The organism is Microbacterium sp. VKM Ac-2870 (genome assembly GCF_015350795.1).
Taxonomy (GTDB): domain Bacteria; phylum Actinomycetota; class Actinomycetes; order Actinomycetales; family Microbacteriaceae; genus Microbacterium.
This window is the reverse complement of record NZ_JADKSH010000001.1, coordinates 602,558-620,763: the sequence shown is the minus strand read 5'-3', so window position 1 is coordinate 620,763 and position 18,206 is coordinate 602,558. Positions and strand designations below refer to the sequence as shown.

The 18,206-nt window shown below is 67.1% G+C and carries 16 protein-coding genes; 13 read left to right on the top strand and 3 right to left on the bottom strand.

Annotated elements, in window-relative coordinates; all coding sequences use genetic code 11:
• The first annotated feature begins 4 nt into the window (after window positions 1–4).
• The 3 genes from lspA to ITJ43_RS03005 are packed head-to-tail and all read left to right on the top strand — an operon-like array spanning window position 5 to window position 3,298.
• Complete coding sequence (lspA, locus tag ITJ43_RS03015; protein ID WP_323741105.1) at window positions 5–628, top strand: signal peptidase II; 624 nt, start codon at window positions 5–7, stop codon at window positions 626–628.
• A complete protein-coding gene (locus ITJ43_RS03010; protein WP_194581993.1) occupies window positions 628–1,545 on the top strand; it encodes an RluA family pseudouridine synthase in 918 nt (305 codons plus the stop codon). Before lspA ends, ITJ43_RS03010 begins: the two co-directional genes overlap by 1 nt.
• A 16-nt stretch (window positions 1,546–1,561) precedes the next feature.
• Window positions 1,562–3,298: a long-chain-fatty-acid--CoA ligase gene (locus tag ITJ43_RS03005; RefSeq protein ID WP_194581991.1), complete on the top strand. Its 1,737-nt coding sequence runs from the start codon at window positions 1,562–1,564 to the stop codon at window positions 3,296–3,298.
• Window positions 3,299–3,301: 3 nt separating this feature from the next.
• Here the strand turns inward: ITJ43_RS03005 and ITJ43_RS03000 are convergent, their stop codons facing one another.
• Entirely contained in the window at window positions 3,302–3,775 is a 474-nt protein-coding gene (locus ITJ43_RS03000; protein WP_194581989.1) for an NUDIX hydrolase, read from the bottom strand.
• Between the two features lie 152 nt (window positions 3,776–3,927).
• On the opposite strand from ITJ43_RS03000, the gene dnaE reads away from it, so the two are divergent.
• The 5 genes from dnaE (at window position 3,928) to ITJ43_RS02975 (ending at window position 11,407) form a co-directional block, all read left to right on the top strand.
• A complete protein-coding gene (dnaE, locus tag ITJ43_RS02995; RefSeq protein WP_416361057.1) occupies window positions 3,928–7,398 on the top strand; it encodes a DNA polymerase III subunit alpha in 3,471 nt (1,156 codons plus the stop codon).
• Window positions 7,399–7,635: 237 nt separating this feature from the next.
• The gene (locus ITJ43_RS02990; protein ID WP_228495425.1) at window positions 7,636–8,526 is read left to right on the top strand and encodes a hypothetical protein; all 891 of its coding nucleotides are present in this window, start codon (window positions 7,636–7,638) and stop codon (window positions 8,524–8,526) included.
• 9 nt (window positions 8,527–8,535) lie between these two features.
• Window positions 8,536–9,852, top strand: a complete 1,317-nt coding sequence (gene hisD / locus ITJ43_RS02985) for a histidinol dehydrogenase (protein ID WP_194581985.1) — start codon at window positions 8,536–8,538, stop codon at window positions 9,850–9,852.
• A 3-nt stretch (window positions 9,853–9,855) separates the two neighbouring features.
• The gene (nrdR, locus tag ITJ43_RS02980) at window positions 9,856–10,320 is read left to right on the top strand and encodes a transcriptional regulator NrdR (RefSeq protein ID WP_194581983.1); all 465 of its coding nucleotides are present in this window, start codon (window positions 9,856–9,858) and stop codon (window positions 10,318–10,320) included.
• Window positions 10,321–10,372: 52 nt separating this feature from the next.
• On the top strand, window positions 10,373–11,407 hold the full coding sequence (locus tag ITJ43_RS02975; RefSeq protein ID WP_194581981.1) for a quinone-dependent dihydroorotate dehydrogenase: 1,035 nt from the start codon (window positions 10,373–10,375) through the stop codon (window positions 11,405–11,407).
• Here ITJ43_RS02975 and ITJ43_RS02970 read toward each other — a convergent pair.
• Entirely contained in the window at window positions 11,370–12,428 is a 1,059-nt protein-coding gene (locus ITJ43_RS02970) for a hypothetical protein (protein WP_194581979.1), read from the bottom strand. The genes ITJ43_RS02975 and ITJ43_RS02970 overlap by 38 nt on opposite strands.
• A 16-nt stretch (window positions 12,429–12,444) precedes the next feature.
• Entirely contained in the window at window positions 12,445–13,005 is a 561-nt protein-coding gene (locus tag ITJ43_RS02965; RefSeq protein WP_194581976.1) for a DUF3043 domain-containing protein, read from the bottom strand.
• A 77-nt stretch (window positions 13,006–13,082) separates the two neighbouring features.
• Here ITJ43_RS02965 and ITJ43_RS02960 point away from each other — a divergent pair, with 77 nt between their 5' ends.
• The 5 genes from ITJ43_RS02960 (at window position 13,083) to ITJ43_RS02940 (ending at window position 18,194) form a co-directional block, all read left to right on the top strand.
• Window positions 13,083–14,486, top strand: a complete 1,404-nt coding sequence (locus ITJ43_RS02960; protein ID WP_194581974.1) for a dipeptidase — start codon at window positions 13,083–13,085, stop codon at window positions 14,484–14,486.
• A gap of 96 nt (window positions 14,487–14,582) precedes the next feature.
• Window positions 14,583–14,954, top strand: coding sequence for an iron-sulfur cluster insertion protein ErpA (erpA, locus tag ITJ43_RS02955; protein WP_194581972.1), 372 nt, complete (start codon window positions 14,583–14,585; stop codon window positions 14,952–14,954).
• A gap of 136 nt (window positions 14,955–15,090) precedes the next feature.
• Window positions 15,091–15,996, top strand: coding sequence for a cytochrome c oxidase subunit II (coxB, locus tag ITJ43_RS02950; protein ID WP_194581971.1), 906 nt, complete (start codon window positions 15,091–15,093; stop codon window positions 15,994–15,996).
• Window positions 15,996–17,759, top strand: a complete 1,764-nt coding sequence (gene ctaD / locus ITJ43_RS02945) for a cytochrome c oxidase subunit I (RefSeq protein ID WP_194581970.1) — start codon at window positions 15,996–15,998, stop codon at window positions 17,757–17,759. The genes coxB and ctaD overlap by 1 nt, the downstream gene beginning before the upstream one ends.
• Window positions 17,760–18,194 (top strand): cytochrome c oxidase subunit 4, encoded by a 435-nt coding sequence (locus ITJ43_RS02940; protein ID WP_194581969.1) that lies wholly within the window; start codon window positions 17,760–17,762, stop codon window positions 18,192–18,194.
• Window positions 18,195–18,206: the final 12 nt, after the last annotated feature.

Here is an 18,206-nt window from a genome sequence, read left to right as displayed (position 1 = left end):
CCCGGTGACGGAGCAGACTCCCCAGAGCAGCACTCTGCACAAGGCCCTGAACAGGGCGGCGGCCGGTGCCATCGTCGCGATCCTCGCTGCGGTGGTGCTGGCCGCCGACCAGTTCACCAAACATCTTGCGCTCACCAACCTGCCCTACCAGCAGCCCGTCGCGGTATGGGGAGATGCGCTGCAGTTCTATCTGACGCGCAATCCGGGCGCCGCCTTCTCCCTTCTCGAAGGGCAGACCTGGATCTTCACGGTGGTCATGAGCATCGCTGCTCTCGTTATCGTGTTTCTGACGGTCACCCGTGTGCGGTCCCGCGTCTGGGCGATCGTCTTGGGACTGCTGCTCGGCGGCATCCTGGGTAACCTCGCCGACCGTGTGCTGCGGGAGCCGGGTTTCTTCGTCGGTCAGGTCGTCGATTTCATCAACACGCCGTGGATGTGGCCGGGGATGAACCCCGCGATCTACAACGTCGCCGACATGTTCATCGTCACGATGATGATCGGCGTCGCGCTCTTGGTTCTCATCGGGCGCCGCCTGGACGGCACGCGCGAACGCGGCGCGTCCGTGCGGCGGGCTGAGGCCGACACTGACGCGGCGATTGCGCCGGCGACCAGCGAACCCGAACACTGATGGAGTCGCGTACCCTGCCCGTCCCCGACGGTTTGGACGGCGTTCGCGTCGATGCGGCATTGGCCAAGATGCTCGGCTTTTCGCGCACCTTCGCAGCGGATGTCGCCGACGCCGGCGGTGTGCGGTTGGACGGGCGCCCGCTGGCCAAGTCCGACCGCCTGCGCGCCGGCGGCTGGCTCGATGTGGAGTGGGAAGAACGCCGCGGTCCCGAAGTCGTTGCGCTGGCGGTGCCGGACCTCGGCATCGTGTACGACGACGATGACATCGTTGTCGTCGACAAACCGTCCGGCGTCGCGGCGCATCCTTCTATCGGCTGGGAAGGTCCGACGGTGCTGGGGGCGTTGGCCGCGGCCGGTTTCCGTATCGCGACGACCGGTGCGGCGGAGCGGCAGGGGGTCGTTCACCGCCTCGACGTCGGCACCAGCGGGCTCATGGTCGTCGCCAAGTCCGAGCGCGCATACACCGCGCTCAAGCGCGCGTTCAAAGAGCGCGAGGTCGAGAAGATCTACCACGCCGTCGTGCAGGGCCACCCCGACCCGCTCGCGGGAACGATCGACGCTCCGATCGGTCGACACCGTTCCAACTCTTGGAAGTTCGCGGTCACTCCGGACGGCAAGGACTCGGTCACACACTACGAGACGCTCGAGGCGTTCCCTTCGGCGTCCCTTCTGGAGATCCACCTCGAGACGGGTCGCACTCACCAGATCCGCGTGCACATGGCGGCGCACCGGCATCCGTGCGTGGGAGACCCCCTGTACGGCGCCGACCCCACGCTCTCCGCACGCCTGGGGCTGACCCGCCAGTGGCTCCACGCCCACGAACTCTCGTTCTCCCACCCCGTAACCACTGATTGGGTCACCTTCTCGAGCGCCTATCCGGCCGACTTGGCGCACGCCCTCGAGGTGCTGCGGGGCTGAGGCTCACAGAGGACCTATGCCGGTGCACGTACATGCCGGTGCATACGCTGGACGGGTGAGTCTTTCCGAGCGTCCCTGGCTGTCTTCCTACGCACCGGGTGTGCCCGCCGACATCGATCCGGTCACGCAGACTCTCTCCGACATGCTCGACGACGTCGTGCACGCGTTTCCGCGGCGGCCGGCACTGGAGTTCTTCGGCGCAGTGACGACGTATCGCGAACTCGGTGACGAGGTCGCACGGGCGGCCGAGGGGCTTCGTCGGCTGGGCGTCCGTGCCGGCGATCGCGTCGCGCTGATCATGCCCAACTGTCCGCAGCACATCGTCGCCTTCTACGCCGTGCAGCGCCTCGGGGCGATCGTCGTCGAACACAACCCTCGCTACACGGCACCCGAGTTGCGGCACCTCTTCGAGGTGCACCATGCCACCGTCGCGATCGTCTGGGATGCCGTCGCCGACACGATCGCCGAGTTTCCCTCCGACATCCGTCCCGACCATATCGTCGCGGTGCGGATGACGGACGCGATGCCGCGCCGCACTCGGGTCGCGTTGCGCCTGCCGCTGAAGAAGGCCCGCGACGCGCGGGCCGCGCTCACCACGCGGCCGCGGGCGAAGGGGATCCTGTCGTGGAGCACGATCGCCGACGCGCGACCCGTCGGTCGCCGCGTTGCCCGGCCGAGTCTCGACGACATCGCGGTGCTGCAGTTCACGAGCGGCACGACCGGTGCGCCGAAGGCCGCGATCCTCACTCACCGCAACCTTCGCTCCAACGGGGCGCAGTCCGCCGCCTGGGTACCGGATCTCGTCGCCGGACGCGAGGTCTTCTACGCGGTCCTTCCGCTCTTCCACGCGTATGGACTCACCCTCTGCATCACAACGGCGCTGTCGGTGGGGGCACGAATCGTGCTCTTCCCCACATTCGACGTGGGGCTCACGCTCGACGCGATCCGCCGCACGCCGCCGACTTTCCTCGCCGCGGTGCCGCCGATCTACGATGCGCTGGCGCGGGCGACGGCACGTGCGGGCGTGGACGTCTCGAGCCTTCGAAACGCCATCTCCGGCGCGATGAGCCTGCCCCCGTCGACGGTGCTGCGGTGGGAGGAAGCAACCGGCGGAATCATCGTCGAAGGCTACGGGATGACCGAGTCCTCTCCGATCAGCGTCGGCAACCCGATGGGGCCGCTGCGGCGTCCGGGTACGGTCGGGGTCCCGTTTCCCAGCACCGAGATCCGCGTCGTCGATCCGGCGGATCCGACGCGTGATCTCGAGCTGGGAGAAGAAGGCGAGTTGCTGGTGCGCGGCCCGCAGGTCTTCCAGGGCTATTGGCAGCAGCCGAGCGAAACGGCGTCCACCCTCCTCGAGGGGGGATGGCTGCGCACCGGCGACATCGTGACGGTGGATGCCGACGGATTCGTGACCGTCGTCGACCGCCTCAAGGAGTTGATCATCAGCGGCGGCTTCAACGTCAGTCCCAGCGAGGTCGAGGGTGCGCTGCTGCTGCATCCCGATGTCGCCGATGCTGCTGTCGTCGGCATCCCGCGGTCGGATGGCAGCGAGACGGTCACCGCCGCGGTCGTCATGCGCGAACGCACGGTCTTCGACGCCGATGAGATTCGCGCGTTCACCCGAACGCACCTCGCCGCCTACAAGGTGCCGCGCTCGGTCGTCGAGCTCGACACGCTGCCGCGCTCGCTCGTCGGCAAGGTCCTCCGCCGCCAGGTGCGCGAGGAGATCCTCGGTCGCCGCCGGCGCTGAACCTCAGCGTCCGCCGGCGAAGGATGCCGGGTCGTCTTCGGCGATCGCGAGCGCGATCTTGCGCACGTGGAACTGCTCCACGTCGATGAGTTCGCCGAGGCCGTACCAGCCGACCTCGGTCAGTTCGCCGTCGGCCGGGTGCGGTTCTCCAGACACCCAGTCGCAGCGGAACACGAGGTCGAGGTAGTCGACCTGGTCGCCGTTGTCGTACGTGATCCGCGGCAACTGCTGGACGACGGCGAGACGGGTCGCCCGCACGACGATGCCTGCTTCCTCATGACACTCGCGCACCGCGGCATCCGCCGGTTCCTCGCCCGGGTCGACGATGCCCGACACGCACTGCCAGGCGCCGTTGTCGGCGCGTTTGCCGAGCAGCACCTTCTCGTCCTTGAAGACGACCGCCGTCACTCCGACCAGAGGCAGTGGCGCGCCGCCGATCTTCTCGCGCAGCGACAGGACGAACTCCGGAGTGGCCATGCCTCCACACTAGGTGTCTCACCCTCAACTCGAAGGTGAGGCGACCTCGGACGGCATCCAGGGCGTCTGCCCGAGGATGTCGGCGGGCTTCGTAGACTCGATGGGTGGCCACCGACTCCTTCGTACATCTGCACGTGCACAGCGAGTACTCCATGCTCGATGGAGCGGCCAAGATCGGCGCGATGACGCAGGCCGCCGCCGAATACGGGATGCCGGCGATCGCCGTCACCGATCACGGCAACACCTTCGCGGCGTTCGAGTTCTACAACGCGGCGAACGCGGTCGGCGTCAAGCCGATCATCGGTCTCGAGGCGTACGTCACGCCCGGAACACACCGCAGCGACAAGTCGCGCGTCGCGTGGGGGTCGCCCGACCAGAAGAGCGACGACGTCTCGGGATCCGGCGCGTACACCCACATGACGATGTGGAGCCAGAGCACCGAGGGTATGCACAACCTGTTCCGGTTGAGCTCCCTCTCGAGCCTGGAGGGCTACTACTTCAAGCCCCGCATGGACCGCGAACTGCTCCAGACCTACGGCAAGGGGCTCATCGCGACCACGGGCTGCCCGTCGGGAGAAGTGCAGACGCGCCTGCGGCTGGGCCAGTACGACGCCGCGCGCGCGGCAGCCGCGGAGTTCCAGGACATCTTCGGCAAAGAGAACTACTTCGCCGAGATCATGGACCACGGACTGTCGATCGAACGCCGGGTGATGACCGATCTCATCCGGCTCGCGAAGGATCTCGACATCCCGCTGGTGGCCACCAACGACTCGCACTACACGCACCAGCACGAAGCCGATGCGCACGAGGCCCTGTTGTGCGTCCAATCGGGATCGACGCTGGATGACCCCAACCGTTTCAAGTTCGACGGTGACGGCTACTACATCAAGACCGCCGCCGAGATGCGGCAGCTATTCCGCGATCATCCCGACGCGTGCGACAACACCCTGCTGATCGCGGAACGCTGCGAGGTGGAGTTCAACACGTCCGCCAACTACATGCCGCGCTTCCCGGTTCCCGACGGCGAGACCGAAGACAGCTGGCTCATCAAAGAGGTCGAGCAGGGCCTGCACTACCGCTATCCCGGCGGCATCCCCGACAACGTGCGCACGCAGGCCGAGTACGAGACCGGCATCATCCTCCAGATGGGCTTTCCCGGGTACTTCCTCGTCGTTGCCGACTTCATCAACTGGGCCAAGGACAACGGCATCCGCGTCGGGCCCGGGCGCGGCTCGGGCGCCGGTTCGATGGTCGCCTACGCCATGCGCATCACCGATCTCGACCCGCTCGAGCATGGCCTCATCTTCGAGCGCTTCCTCAACCCCGACCGCGTCTCGATGCCCGACTTCGACGTCGACTTCGACGACCGGCGCCGCGGCGAGGTCATCGATTACGTCACGGCCAAGTACGGCTCCGAGCGCGTGGCGCAGATCGTCACCTACGGCACGATCAAGTCGAAGCAGGCGCTGAAGGATGCCGGTCGTGTGCTGGGCTTCCCGTTCAGCATGGGCGAGCGGCTGACCAAGGCCATGCCTCCCGCGGTGATGGGCAAGGACATGCCACTGTCCGGCATGTTCGACAGCGCCCACCCGCGCTTCAAGGAAGCCAGCGAGTTCCGCTCGCTGATCGACACCGACCCCGACGCCAAGACGGTCTTCGATCGCGCCCTGGGTCTTGAAGGGCTCAAGCGTCAGTGGGGTGTGCACGCCGCCGGCGTGATCATGTCGAGCGAGCCGCTGCTCGACATCATCCCCATCATGCGCCGCGAGCAGGATGGCCAGATCGTCACGCAGTTCGACTACCCGTCGTGCGAAGCCCTCGGCCTGATCAAGATGGACTTCCTGGGGCTTCGAAACCTCACGATCATCTCCGACGCGCTCGAGAACATCCGGATGAACCGGGGGGAGGAGCTCGATCTCGAGCACCTCACCCTCGACGACCGGCCGGCCTACGATCTGCTCACCCGAGGCGACACCCTCGGCGTGTTCCAGCTCGACGGCGGGCCGATGCGCTCGCTTCTGCGTCTGATGAAGCCCGACAACTTCGAGGACATCTCGGCCGTCATCGCGCTGTACCGCCCCGGTCCCATGGGAGCGAATTCGCACACGAACTACGCCCTTCGCAAGAACGGGCTGCAGCCGATCACCCCGATCCACCCCGAACTCGAGGAGCCCCTGCGCGACATCCTCGACACCACCTACGGCCTGATCATCTATCAGGAGCAGGTGATGGCGATCGCGCAGAAGGTGGCCGGCTTCTCGCTCGGACAAGCAGACATCCTCCGCCGCGCGATGGGCAAGAAGAAGAAGTCCGAGCTCGACAAGCAGTACGAGGGATTCTCGGGCGGGATGAAGGAGCGCGGGTACGGCGAGGCCGCCGTGCAGGCCCTGTGGGACATCCTGCTGCCGTTCTCCGACTACGCCTTCAACAAGGCGCACTCGGCGGCCTACGGTCTGGTCTCGTACTGGACGGCGTATCTGAAGGCCCACTACCCGGCCGAGTACATGGCGGCGCTGCTGACCAGCGTCGGCGATTCCAAAGACAAGATGGCCGTCTACCTGAACGAGTGTCGCCGCATGGGCATCCGCGTGCTGCCGCCGGACGTCAGCGAGTCGATACGCTACTTCGCCGCCGTCGGTGAAGACATCCGCTTCGGCCTCGGCGCAGTCCGCAACGTCGGCGCGAACGTGGTCGACGGCATCGTCGAGGCGCGCGGCCAGGAGGGCTTCTCGAGCTTTCACCACTTCCTCGACACCGTGCCGATGCACGTCGCGAACAAACGGACAGTCGAATCGCTCATCAAGGCCGGCGCCTTCGACTCGATGGGGGACACGCGGCGCGCCCTGCTGGAGATCCACGAGGATGCCGTCGAGGGGGCGGTGGATCGCAAGCGCAACGAAGCCCAGGGGGCCATTGGGTTCGACTTCGACAGCCTCTACGACGCGGCCGAGGAGGCTGTGCCGCCGAAGGTTCCGCCTCGACCGGAGTGGACGAAGAAGGACAAGCTGGCGTTCGAACGCGAGATGCTCGGCCTCTACGTCTCCGATCACCCGCTCGCCGGGCTCGAGATCCCTCTCGCCAAGCACGCGTCGACCTCGATCCACGACCTCCTCGCGTCGGATGACGTCAATGACGGCGATATCGTGACCGTGGCGGGGCTCGTCACGAGCGTGCAGCACCGCGTCGCGAAGCAGAGCGGCAACCCGTACGGCATGATCACCGTCGAGGACTTCGACGGTGAGGTGACCGTCATGTTCATGGGAAAGACCTACACCGAGTTCCAATCGATGCTCGTCGCCGACAGCATCCTCGTGGTGCGCGGCCGCGTGTCACGGCGCGATGATGGTCTGAACCTCCACGGCCAGACCGCGTTCGTCCCCGATCTCGGTTCGGTGGACACGACCGGAGCGCTCGTGCTGCTCATGCCGGAGCACCGGGCCACGGAATCCACCGTGACGCAGCTCGCCCAGGTGTTCTCGCGGCATCCGGGTGAGACCGAGGTCACGCTGAAGCTGCACAAGAGCGGTGTGGCCAAGGTGTTCGAGGTACCGGCGCAGGTTCGGGTGACGGTCGATCTGTACGGCGAGTTGAAGGGCCTTCTCGGGCCGCAATGTCTCGGGTGACCCGAAAGCGGTCCGACTAGGATCGCTGTCGAGTTCTGTTCCGGAAGGATGCGACACGTGACCGACGAGAAGCCCACCCCCGACGCCCCGGCGTTCGACGCCACCGATGAGCCCTCTGCGGGGTTGTCTGCCGAACCGACGACCGCTGCGGATGCCGCGGAGCACTCGAGCTCCGACACGACGGCAGACGGCGATGCGAACGTGGCGTACGGCAGCTTCTCTGAGGCGTGCGACGCGATGACCGACGGGCCCGACGGCATCGACGAGTCTGCGCCGCCGCAGTACGGGGTCGGTCCCTTCTCGGTCCGCGAGATGGCGCTGGCCGGTATCTGGCTCGTCGCCTTCGTCGTGTCGTTCTTCCCGATCTACAGCTACGGCAGCAGCAGCTGGGGCACCTCCGTATGGACCGGGATCGATTGGCTGCTGACCATCGGCGTGCCCACGGTGGCTGTGTTCCTGCTGGGCCTGCGCCGCCTCTCACCGCAGGGAATCCGGCGCGTCGGCTCGCTCGGCATCGACCAGTTCGCGTCGGTCGCCTTCAGCGTGTCGGCGATCATCTGGCTCGGTATCCTCTGGAGCTCCTTCGTATCGGCATCGGCTGCCGGTGTCTTTCTCGCCACGTGGGTGGTGTGGGTGGAGCTCATCCTCATGCTCGCGGGCGTCGTCCTGACCGTGTTCGCGCCGCTGCTGCCGACGATCGGCGACGATTTCCGCTACCGCACCGAGGTGCCCGCCCACCGCTACGCCCGACCCGCCCGTCCCGTGGTCGCCCGTCCGGTCGTCGCCCGTCCCACCGCGCACACCGTACCCTCGCCGGTCCCGATTGCCACGGAAGCGAACCCCTTCGCACCGCAGTCGCCGCAGACCGCGCCGGCCGCGGGGGAGAAGCCGGCGGCGGAGACGACCGTGCTCGGGCAGCAGACGACGGCGCCGGCGGCCTCGCAGGCGTTCTGGGCGCTCGTGCCGGTCGAACGCGACGTGGTCGATGAGAGCGGAGCTCCGCTGTTCCGCATCGGCCCGACGGCGTGGGCTCTCGTCATCGAAGACCGTGGAGATAGCTTTGTCCTGCGTCACGAGGACGGTCGCATCGGGTACCTCCGCGACGTCTCGGGCGTCACGCGCGGGTAGCCTGGACGGATGCTTCGCACCATCGATCTGCGCGGTCGTGAGCTGACCGCCGCGCAGCTGCTCTCCGCCGTGCCACGCGCCCAGGCTGCGCGCGCCGAAGCCCTGCAGGCCGCCTCCGAGATCGTCGCGGACGTGCGGGGGCGCGGAGAAGCAGCACTGCGAGAACAGGCGAGCCGATTCGACCGGGTCACCGATCACGCGATCCGCGTCCCCGAGGCACACCTGGACGAGGCGCTCGAACAGCTCGATCCCGCGGTGCGCCGAGCGCTCGAAGAGTCCATCCGCCGCGTCCGGATCGCGTCTGCGGCTCAGGTGCCGCCAGCTGTGGTCACCGATCTGGGACCAGGCGCCCGCGTCGAACAGCGGTGGGTGCCCGTTCGACGCGCCGGGGTCTACGTGCCGGGCGGCAAGGCCGTCTACCCGTCCAGCGTCGTCATGAACGTCGTTCCGGCTCAGGTCGCCGGTGTGGGCGAGGTGGCACTGACCTCGCCGCCGCAATCGGAGTTCGGCGGCCGCGTCCACCCCGACATCCTCGCTGCCGCGCGTCTGCTCGGCGTCACCGAGGTCTACGCGATGGGTGGCGCGGGGGCCATCGCCGCCTACGCGTACGGTGTCGAGAGCATCGGTCTGGATCCTGTGGACGTCGTGACCGGGCCGGGCAACAACTTCGTCGCCGCCGCGAAGCGGGCCGTCGGCGGGGTCGTCGGAACCGATTCGGAGGCCGGTGCCACCGAGATTCTCATCGTCGCCGACGAGGCTGCGCACCCCGGCCTGATCGCGGCGGACCTGATCAGCCAGGCCGAGCACGATGAACAGGCTTCCGCCATCCTGGTGACGTGGTCGCCGGAGCTCGCTGAACGTGTACAAGACGAGGTTCTCGAGCGGGTCGCGCACACCCGCAACCGTGCCCGCGCGATCGACGCACTCGAAGGTCCCCAGTCCGCGATCGTCCTCGTCGACGATCTGGACGTGGCGACCGCGTTCAGCAACGCCTATGCCCCTGAGCACCTCGAACTTCATCTCGGCGAGCCGCGGGCGCAGACCTTCGTCAACGCCGGCGCGGTGTTCGTGGGGGAGAACTCGCCGGTGAGCCTGGGGGACTACCTCGCGGGCAGCAATCACGTGCTCCCCACCGGGGGCCAGGCGCGGTACGCGTCGGGGCTGTCGGCATCCACTTTCCTTCGTCCGCAGCAGGTGATCGCCTACGACCGCGAGGCGCTGCGCATGGTGCACGACGACATCGTCGCGTTGTCGGTGGCCGAGGAGCTTCCTGCTCACGGCGAGGCGGTGTCGGCGCGGTTCGCCGACGAACCCACGGGGGAGTAGCTCATGCATTGTCCTTTCTGCCGCCATGCCGATTCGCGGGTCATCGACTCGCGCACGAGCGACGACGGGCTCAGTATCCGTCGGCGTCGCCAGTGCCCGCAGTGCGGCGGTCGATTCACCACCGTGGAGACGGCCAGCCTCAACGTGATCAAGCGGTCGGGCGTCATCGAGCCCTTCAGCCGCGAGAAGGTGATGTCGGGCGTGCGCAAAGCGTGCCAGGGACGCCCGGTCACCGAGGCAGACCTGGCCGTGCTCGCGCAGGCGGTCGAGGAGGCCGTACGCCAGACCGGTGCGTCGCAGATCGACACCAACGAGATCGGGCTGACCATTCTCAGTCCGCTCCGCGATCTCGATGAGGTTGCGTATCTCCGTTTCGCGAGCGTCTACCAGGCATTCGACTCCCTCGATGACTTCGAGTCGTCGATCGCGCAGCTGCGCGCGGACCACGCGCGGGAGAGCGCCGAGTAGTCACGGCCGACCGGCGCGGAGCACCGCCGCGAGCGCTCTAGGCTGGGTGCCGATGTATCCCTTCATCTTCCGCACCGTGTTCTCGCACATGGACCCCGAGCGTGCTCATCACCTCGTGATCCCGGTCATCCGGGCGTTCGGGATCTGGCCGCTGCGGCCGATCGTACGTGCGCTGACCGCGCCTCACCCGATCCTTCGCACGCGTGCGCTCGGACTTGTCTTCGACTCGCCCTTCGGCGTCGCAGCCGGATTCGACAAGAACGCGGTCATGAGCGAGGGGCTCTACGCGCTGGGGTTCGGGCACGTCGAGGTGGGCACGGTGACGGCGGTGGCGCAGGACGGCAACCCCCGGCCGCGACTGTACCGACTGGTCTCCGACCGCGCCCTGATCAATCGCATGGGGTTCAACAACGCCGGTGCCGCGGCAGCAGCCACCCGACTCGCCCGTTCGCGCCGTCGCCCCCGCCGCACGGTGCTCGGCGGAAACATCGGCAAGAGCCGCATCGTCGACGTCGAGCACGCCACGGCCGACTACGTCACGAGCACGAAGCTGGTGGCGCCGGTCGCCGACTACCTCGTCGTGAATGTCTCGTCGCCGAACACCCCGGGGCTGCGCGGGCTGCAGGCCGTCGAGACGCTGCGCCCTCTGCTCGAGGCGGTGCGGGATGCCGCCGGCACGACGCCGCTGCTCGTCAAGATCGCGCCGGACCTCGCCGACGAGGAGATCGAGGGCGTCGCACGTCTCGCCGTCGATCTGGGCCTGGCCGGTCTTGTGGCCACGAACACGACCATCTCCCGTCGTGGCCTGCAGGCGGACGCGCGCGCCGTGGAAGCCATGGGGCCGGGCGGGCTTTCCGGCATCCCGCTGCGTGCCCGAGCCCTGGAGGTGCTGCGCATCGTGCGCGGCGCCGTGCCGCGAGAGTTCTGCGTCATTTCGGCAGGTGGCGTCGAGACGGCGGACGACGTTCAGGAGCGCCTCGACGCCGGAGCGAACCTGGTTCAGGGGTATACGGGCTTCATCTATCGCGGCCCGCTGTGGGCGCGTCAGATCAACCGCGATCTGGCTGCGCGGCGTCGACGAGGCTGACCGCTGGCGCTGTGCGGTCCGGATCGGCGATGCGGTCGAAGCGGACAACGCCGCGATGGTCCCGGCGCCTGAAGCCGGCGTGCTCCAGCGCACGCACCATCCGATGCTGCAGCGGCGGCAGCTCTGAGGCGGCTCCGCCGCTCTGTCGTACCATTCCGACCAGGAACGTCTCGCTGCGCTGCGCGGTGTGCACCTCCACACGAGCCATGTCGCCGCGTTCGCGCCAGACGAACCGCGTCAGGGTGGGAAACGGCACCGTCCACGAGCTGCCGCTCTCCATGGCGAGTCCTCCGGTGGTCCACGCCAGCGTTATCCGGGTGCGGCGTCGATTCACGATCGTTCGGACGATGCCGTAGAGCGGAAGGCCGATGAACACGCCGAGGAGCACGATCAGGGCCATCGGGCCGAGCCGTGTCACCCAACGCTCGGTCAGGATGACGATGGCCGCCGCGATGATGCCGCCGACGACCGTGACGGCGATGACGAGGGTCGTCAGCCGGCGCGGTGAGAACCGTGCCGCGGTGATGGTCAGTTCGGGACGGCTGTCGCTCCCGCTCCAGGCGGGTCGTGGCAGCGCCGCTGCCCGCCGCGCGGCGCGGCGTTCGAAGAGGGTCGACACCCGCCCGAGCAGGGTGAGAAGAACCCAGCCGCCGGCCGGAGGCACCGCAAGTAGCGCGAAGCCGAGGGGGCGCCGCCAGGGGTCGGGAAGTGTCCGCAGCGCCTCCAGCGCCGGCAGGAATCCGCTCAGCAGGGCGATGACGGCGAGAGCCAGGACGCTGTGGACGATCCACGCGACCGGGTCGGCGAGACCGTCCACGGCATTGACCGCCGCGAAGGCGAGCGCCCATCCGCCGACGATGACACACAGATAGGCGGGCAGCTCGAGCTCCGATCCGGACGCACCCGTCAGCGCGCCTGCGGCACAGAGCGCGACACCGACGATCGCGGGCGCCGCGACGAACCATCGACGCCATCCGGCGTCGGGGCGACGACCGCGGCGGTCTCTTCGCAGCTGTGCCACGTCGGGTCGCGGGGAGTCAGACCGGGCGGCCGCCGCGCTTGACCTGCGGCTTGGGCAGACGCATGAAGCGCATCTGGATCGTACGCATGCCCGCGTACCAGCCGAGACCCTTCTCCCGGCGGTCACCGAACTTCTCGCGGGTGAGCTTCTTCACCCGCACATTCGTGATGATCATGTCCACGACCACGATGAGGATGTAGAGCCACAATGCGATGAAGCCGTAATAGACGATCGCCGTGTTGGGTACGAGGCTCAGCAGGATCACGACCAGCATGAGCGGCATGAGCAGTTCACCCGGGTGCCAGCCGCCGTCGACGAAATCGCGCACGAAGCGACGCTGCGGGCCGCGGTCACGGGTGGGAAGGTACTTCTCGTCTCCGTTGGCCATGCCGATCCTGGCCTTCTCGCGCTGAGTGGCGAGTTCGGCCTTCGCGCGGGCGCGGGCTTCCTTCGTGTCCGCCACCAGTGGCCGCTTGCGCGCGGCTTCCCGCTCGGCGCGCGAGGGCGTCGGACGGTTCTTGCCCGGTCCGGTGGAAGCGTCGGGAGCGGCCTCGGGGGCGGCGGGAGTCTTGGCCACGATGTGGATCCTCGTTGTCTTCACGGGTGGTGCACACGCACAGGGACGCGCGAGAGCTGCCCCCTAAGATTACCCGCATGAGCTCGGAGATGTCCCGCCGTCCCGCCGTCCGTGATGCCGCCGAAGCGGCGGTTCCCGCCGCCCTGGCCGATCTGGGACGTCTCGTGCGCATCCCGTCGATCGCATTCCCCGGTTTCGACCGCGCGGATGTCGAGCGCAGCGCAGACGCCGTCAAGGCGCTGCTGGATGACCTCGGCATCTTCGATCGCGTCGAGGTCAAGACCGCTGTCGTGCCCGAGACGGGTGCCGAAGGCATGCCCGCCGTGCTCGCTTCCCGAGCCGCTCGCGCCGGACGCCCCACCATTCTGCTTTACGCCCACCACGACGTGCAGCCGGTCGGAGACGAGGAGCTGTGGGAGTCGCCGCCGTTCGAACCAACGGTGCGCGGCGGGCGCCTCTACGGTCGTGGCGCGGCCGACGACAAGGCCGGCGTCATGGCTCACGTGGGTGCGCTGCGCGCTCTCACCAGTGCTCTCGGTACCGACTTCGACCTCGGGGTCAACCTCTTCATCGAGGGTGAGGAGGAAGCCGGCTCGGCATCCTTCGCACAGTTCCTCAGCGACAACGCCGATGCCCTCCGGGCGGATGTGATCGTCGTCGCGGATTCGGGCAACTGGGATGCCGTGACGCCGGCGCTGACCGTGTCGCTCCGCGGGAATGCCCGCTTCACTCTCACGGTGCGCACGCTCGAGCACGCCTCGCACTCGGGGATGTTCGGTGGAGCGGTACCCGACGCGATGCTCGCCACGGTCAAACTGCTCTCGACGCTGTGGGACGACGACGGCGCTGTCGCGGTGGCCGGGCTCACGGCGCGCGACGCGGCGACGCCCGACTACTCGGAGGAGACGCTCCGCGACGAAGCGGGCCTCCCGGCGGGTGTCAGCCCGATCGGGCGCGGCACGATCCTGAGTCGCATCTGGAATACAGCCTCGATCACGGTCACCGGCATCGACGCACCCAGCGTCAAGAACGCCTCCAACACGCTGTCGCCCGAGGTGTCGGTCGTCATCAGCATGCGCGTCGCGCCGGGGCAGCCGGCGCGGGAGGCCTATGCCGCGCTCGAGGCGCACCTGCGCGCGCACGCTCCGTTCGGTGCGGAGCTCACCTTCACCGATGTCGACTGTGGAGACGCCTTCCTGGTCGACACCAGCGGTCCTGCGGTCGCAGCGGCGCGCGCCGCCCTCGAGGAGGGATACGGTGTGCCCGCCGTCGATATCGGAGTCGGGGGATCGATCCCCTTCATCGCCGACCTCGTGCGTGAATTCCCCGAGTCACAGATCCTCGTCACAGGAGTCGAAGACCCGCACGCGCGTGCGCACAGCCCCAATGAGTCGCTGCACCTGGACACCTTCCGCCACGCGCTGGTGTCCGAGGCTCTGCTGCTGGAGCAGCTGGACACGCAGACACTCCGAGACGCCTGAGCGGCTTCGGCCCGCCACGCCCGACCCGGCGTAGAATCGAGCACGACCCGCCGTCTGATAGCGGCTTCGATCACCACCGAGGTTCCGGAGAGTGCCATGACCGACATCGCCACGAACGCCCCCGCCGACACGACGCAGAAGGCTCACGGCGTGCTGCTCACGGATGCTGCGGCCGAGAAGGTCAAGAGCCTCCTGCAGCAGGAGGGACGCGATGACCTGCGTCTGCGCGTCGCTGTCCAGCCCGGTGGATGCTCGGGTCTGATCTACCAGCTGTACTTCGACGAGCGCTTCCTCGACGGTGACCAGGCGGTCGACTTCGACGGCGTGGAGGTCATCATCGACGACATGTCGGTGCCGTATCTCGACGGCGCCAGCATCGACTTCAAGGACACCATCTCGGAGCAGGGCTTCACGATCGACAACCCCAATGCGGCGGGCAGTTGCGCGTGCGGTGACAGCTTCCACTGAGTCGAGTCGTCAGCGCTGATCAGGCCGGGAAAACCCCTCCGATAGTGGCAGACATCCTGGGCGGATGGCCTGAATCGTGTGGGAGGTTGCCCTAGACTGAACGGTGTTCGACCTTCATGACCCCGAAAGGTGCACCGTGCGCGTCAAACGCCGACTCCGGCTCGCCGTCATCCCGATCGGGATCGCTACCGCGATCGCCCTTGCTGGATGCACTCCCACCGAGCTGAACGGCTTCCTGCCCGGCTTCACCGACGATGGCACGCAGGCCACCAACCACACCGAGATGGTGTCGGGACTGTGGGTCAACTCGTGGATCGTGCTCCTCGCGGTGGGTGTCATCACGTGGGCGCTGATGGGGTGGGCGGCGATCGCTTACCGTCGTCGTCGCGGCCAGCGCGGCCTGCCTGTGCAGCTTCGCTACAACATGCCGGTCGAGATCTTCTACACGGTCGTCCCGCTCATCCTCGTGCTGGGTTTCTTCGCGTTCACCGCGCGTGACCAGGCCGTGCTCGAAACGCAGTACGACAACCCGGACGTGTGCGTCACCGCGATCGGTAAGCAGTGGGCGTGGGATTTCCAGTACAACGACGACACGGCGGACTGCCAGGCCGGCGACAAGGCCGTCTGGACCATGGGCGTTCAGGCCCAGACCGACGCCCAGGGCACCGTCACCAGCGAGTTGCCGACCCTTGTCCTTCCCGTCAACGAGACCGTCAAGCTCAAGCTGACCTCGCGCGACGTGATCCACTCGTTCTGGATCATCGACTTCCTGTACAAGAAGGACATGTACATCGGCAAGGACAACTACTGGTCCTTCACCCCGACCCGCGTCGGCGAGTACGACGGCAAGTGCGCCGAGCTCTGCGGTCAGTACCACTCGATGATGCTCTTCAAGGTCAAGGTCGTCGAACCTGCCGAGTACCAGCAGTACCTCGCAGGGCTGCGTGCCGCCGGTCAGACCGGTGACATCAACAAGGCCTACGACCGTCTGCAGAACTTCCCGGGCACGGGTGCTTCCACTGAATCAGAGGGAAAACACTGATGGCGACGACGCTTCCTCTCCAGGGCGACACCACCGTTCGTCCGACGACGCTGCCCCCGCGTCAGGCCGCGCTCATGAGCTCGACCCGCGTGGCCCAGAAGGGCAACATCATCGTCAAGTGGATCACCTCCACTGACCACAAGACGATCGGGTACATGTACCTCATCGCCTCGGTGATCTTCTTCCTCCTCGGCGGTGTGATGGCACTGATCATCCGCGCCGAGCTGTTCGAGCCCGGCATGCAGATCCTGCCCACGAAGGAGCAGTACAACCAGCTCTTCACGATGCACGGCACGATCATGCTTCTGATGTTCGCGACGCCGCTGTTCGCCGGTTTCGCCAACGCGATCCTGCCCTTGCAGCTCGGTGCCCCCGACGTCGCGTTCCCCCGTCTGAATGCGTTCGCCCTCTGGCTGTTCATCTTCGGTTCGGTCATCGCCGTCGCCGGGTTCCTCACGCCCCAGGGTGCGGCGGCCTTCGGATGGTTCGCCTATCAGCCCCTGGCAGGGGCGTCGTTCTCTCCCGGCGCCGGTGGAAACCTCTGGATGCTGGGGCTCGGTATGTCGGGCTTTGGAACCATCCTCGGTGCGGTGAACTTCATCACGACCATCATCACGATGCGCGCTCCCGGTATGACCATGTGGCGTCTGCCGATCTTCTCGTGGAACACTCTGGTCACCAGCATCCTGATCCTGATGGCATTCCCGGTGCTCGCCGCGGCCATTCTGGCTGCTGCCGCCGACCGCATTCTCGGCGCCCACATCTACGACCCCGCGAACGGCGGCGTGCTCCTGTGGCAGCACCTGTTCTGGTTCTTCGGCCACCCCGAGGTGTACATCATCGCGCTGCCGTTCTTCGGCATCGTCTCCGAGATCTTCCCGGTCTTCAGCCGCAAACCGATCTTCGGGTACAAGACCCTCGTCTACGCGACCATCGCGATCGCTGCACTGTCGGTGTCGGTCTGGGCGCACCATATGTACGTCACGGGCTCGGTGCTGCTGCCCTTCTTCGCTCTGATGACGATGCTCATCGCCGTGCCGACGGGTGTGAAGATCTTCAACTGGATCGGCACGCTCTGGCGAGGCTCGGTGACTTTCGAGACGCCGATGGTGTTCTCGCTCGGCTTCCTGGTGTCCTTCGTCTTCGGTGGTCTCACCGGCGTCATCCTCGCGTCGCCGCCGCTGGACTTCCACCTCTCCGACTCCTACTTCGTCGTCGCGCACTTCCACTACGTCGTCTTCGGCACGGTCGTCTTCGCCATGTTCGCCGGGTTCTACTTCTGGTGGCCGAAGTGGACGGGCCGCATGCTCAACGAGCGTCTCGGCATGGTCCACTTCTGGATGCTGTTCATCGGCTTCCACATGACCTTCCTCATCCAGCACTGGCTGGGCGTGGATGGCATGGTGCGCCGCTACGCGGACTACTCCGCCGCTGACGGGTGGACGTGGCAGAACCAGGTCTCCACGATCGGTGCGATGATCCTCGGTGCCTCGATGATCCCCTTCTTCCTGAATGTGTGGATCACCTCTCGCAAGGCTCCTCGCGTCACGGTCAACGACCCGTGGGGCTACGGAGGCTCGCTCGAGTGGGCGACCAGCTGCCCGCCGCCGCGTCACAACTTCACCTCGATCCCGCGTATCCGCAGTGAACGTCCCGCGTTCGACCTGAACCACCCAGAGGCGGCCTTGCCTGTTGGTGTCGGACCGGCGAAGGATGCTCCGGACGCACCGGTCGTGGATGTGGCTGATGGGAAGGTCAAGTAAGTGAAGACCAACGTCAACCTCTGGTGGATCCTGTCGGGGTTCTTCTTCCTGTGCTTCGCCCTGTATACGGGGTGGAACATCATCGAGCACTCCGACCGGCCCTGGTTCCACGCCATCGAGTGGGTCGGGTCCGTCGCGCTGCTGTTCACGGTCTTCATGTCCGCGATGATCGGCTTCTACGTCGATCGCGTGCACCGCGCGCAGGGCGGCGAGCTGCCCGAGGACTCGCTCACGGCGGACATCGATGACGGTGACCCTGAGATGGGTGAGTTCAGCCCCTGGTCGTGGTGGCCGCTCGTGCTCGCGTTCTCGGCTGCGCTGGCGATGCTCGGTCTGGCCGTAGGAACGTTCCTGCTTCCGATCGGTCTCGGCGTCTTCGTCGTCGCGATCGTCGGCTGGGTGTTCGAGTACTACCGCGGGTACTTCGCGCGCTGAGCGTCGCCCCCC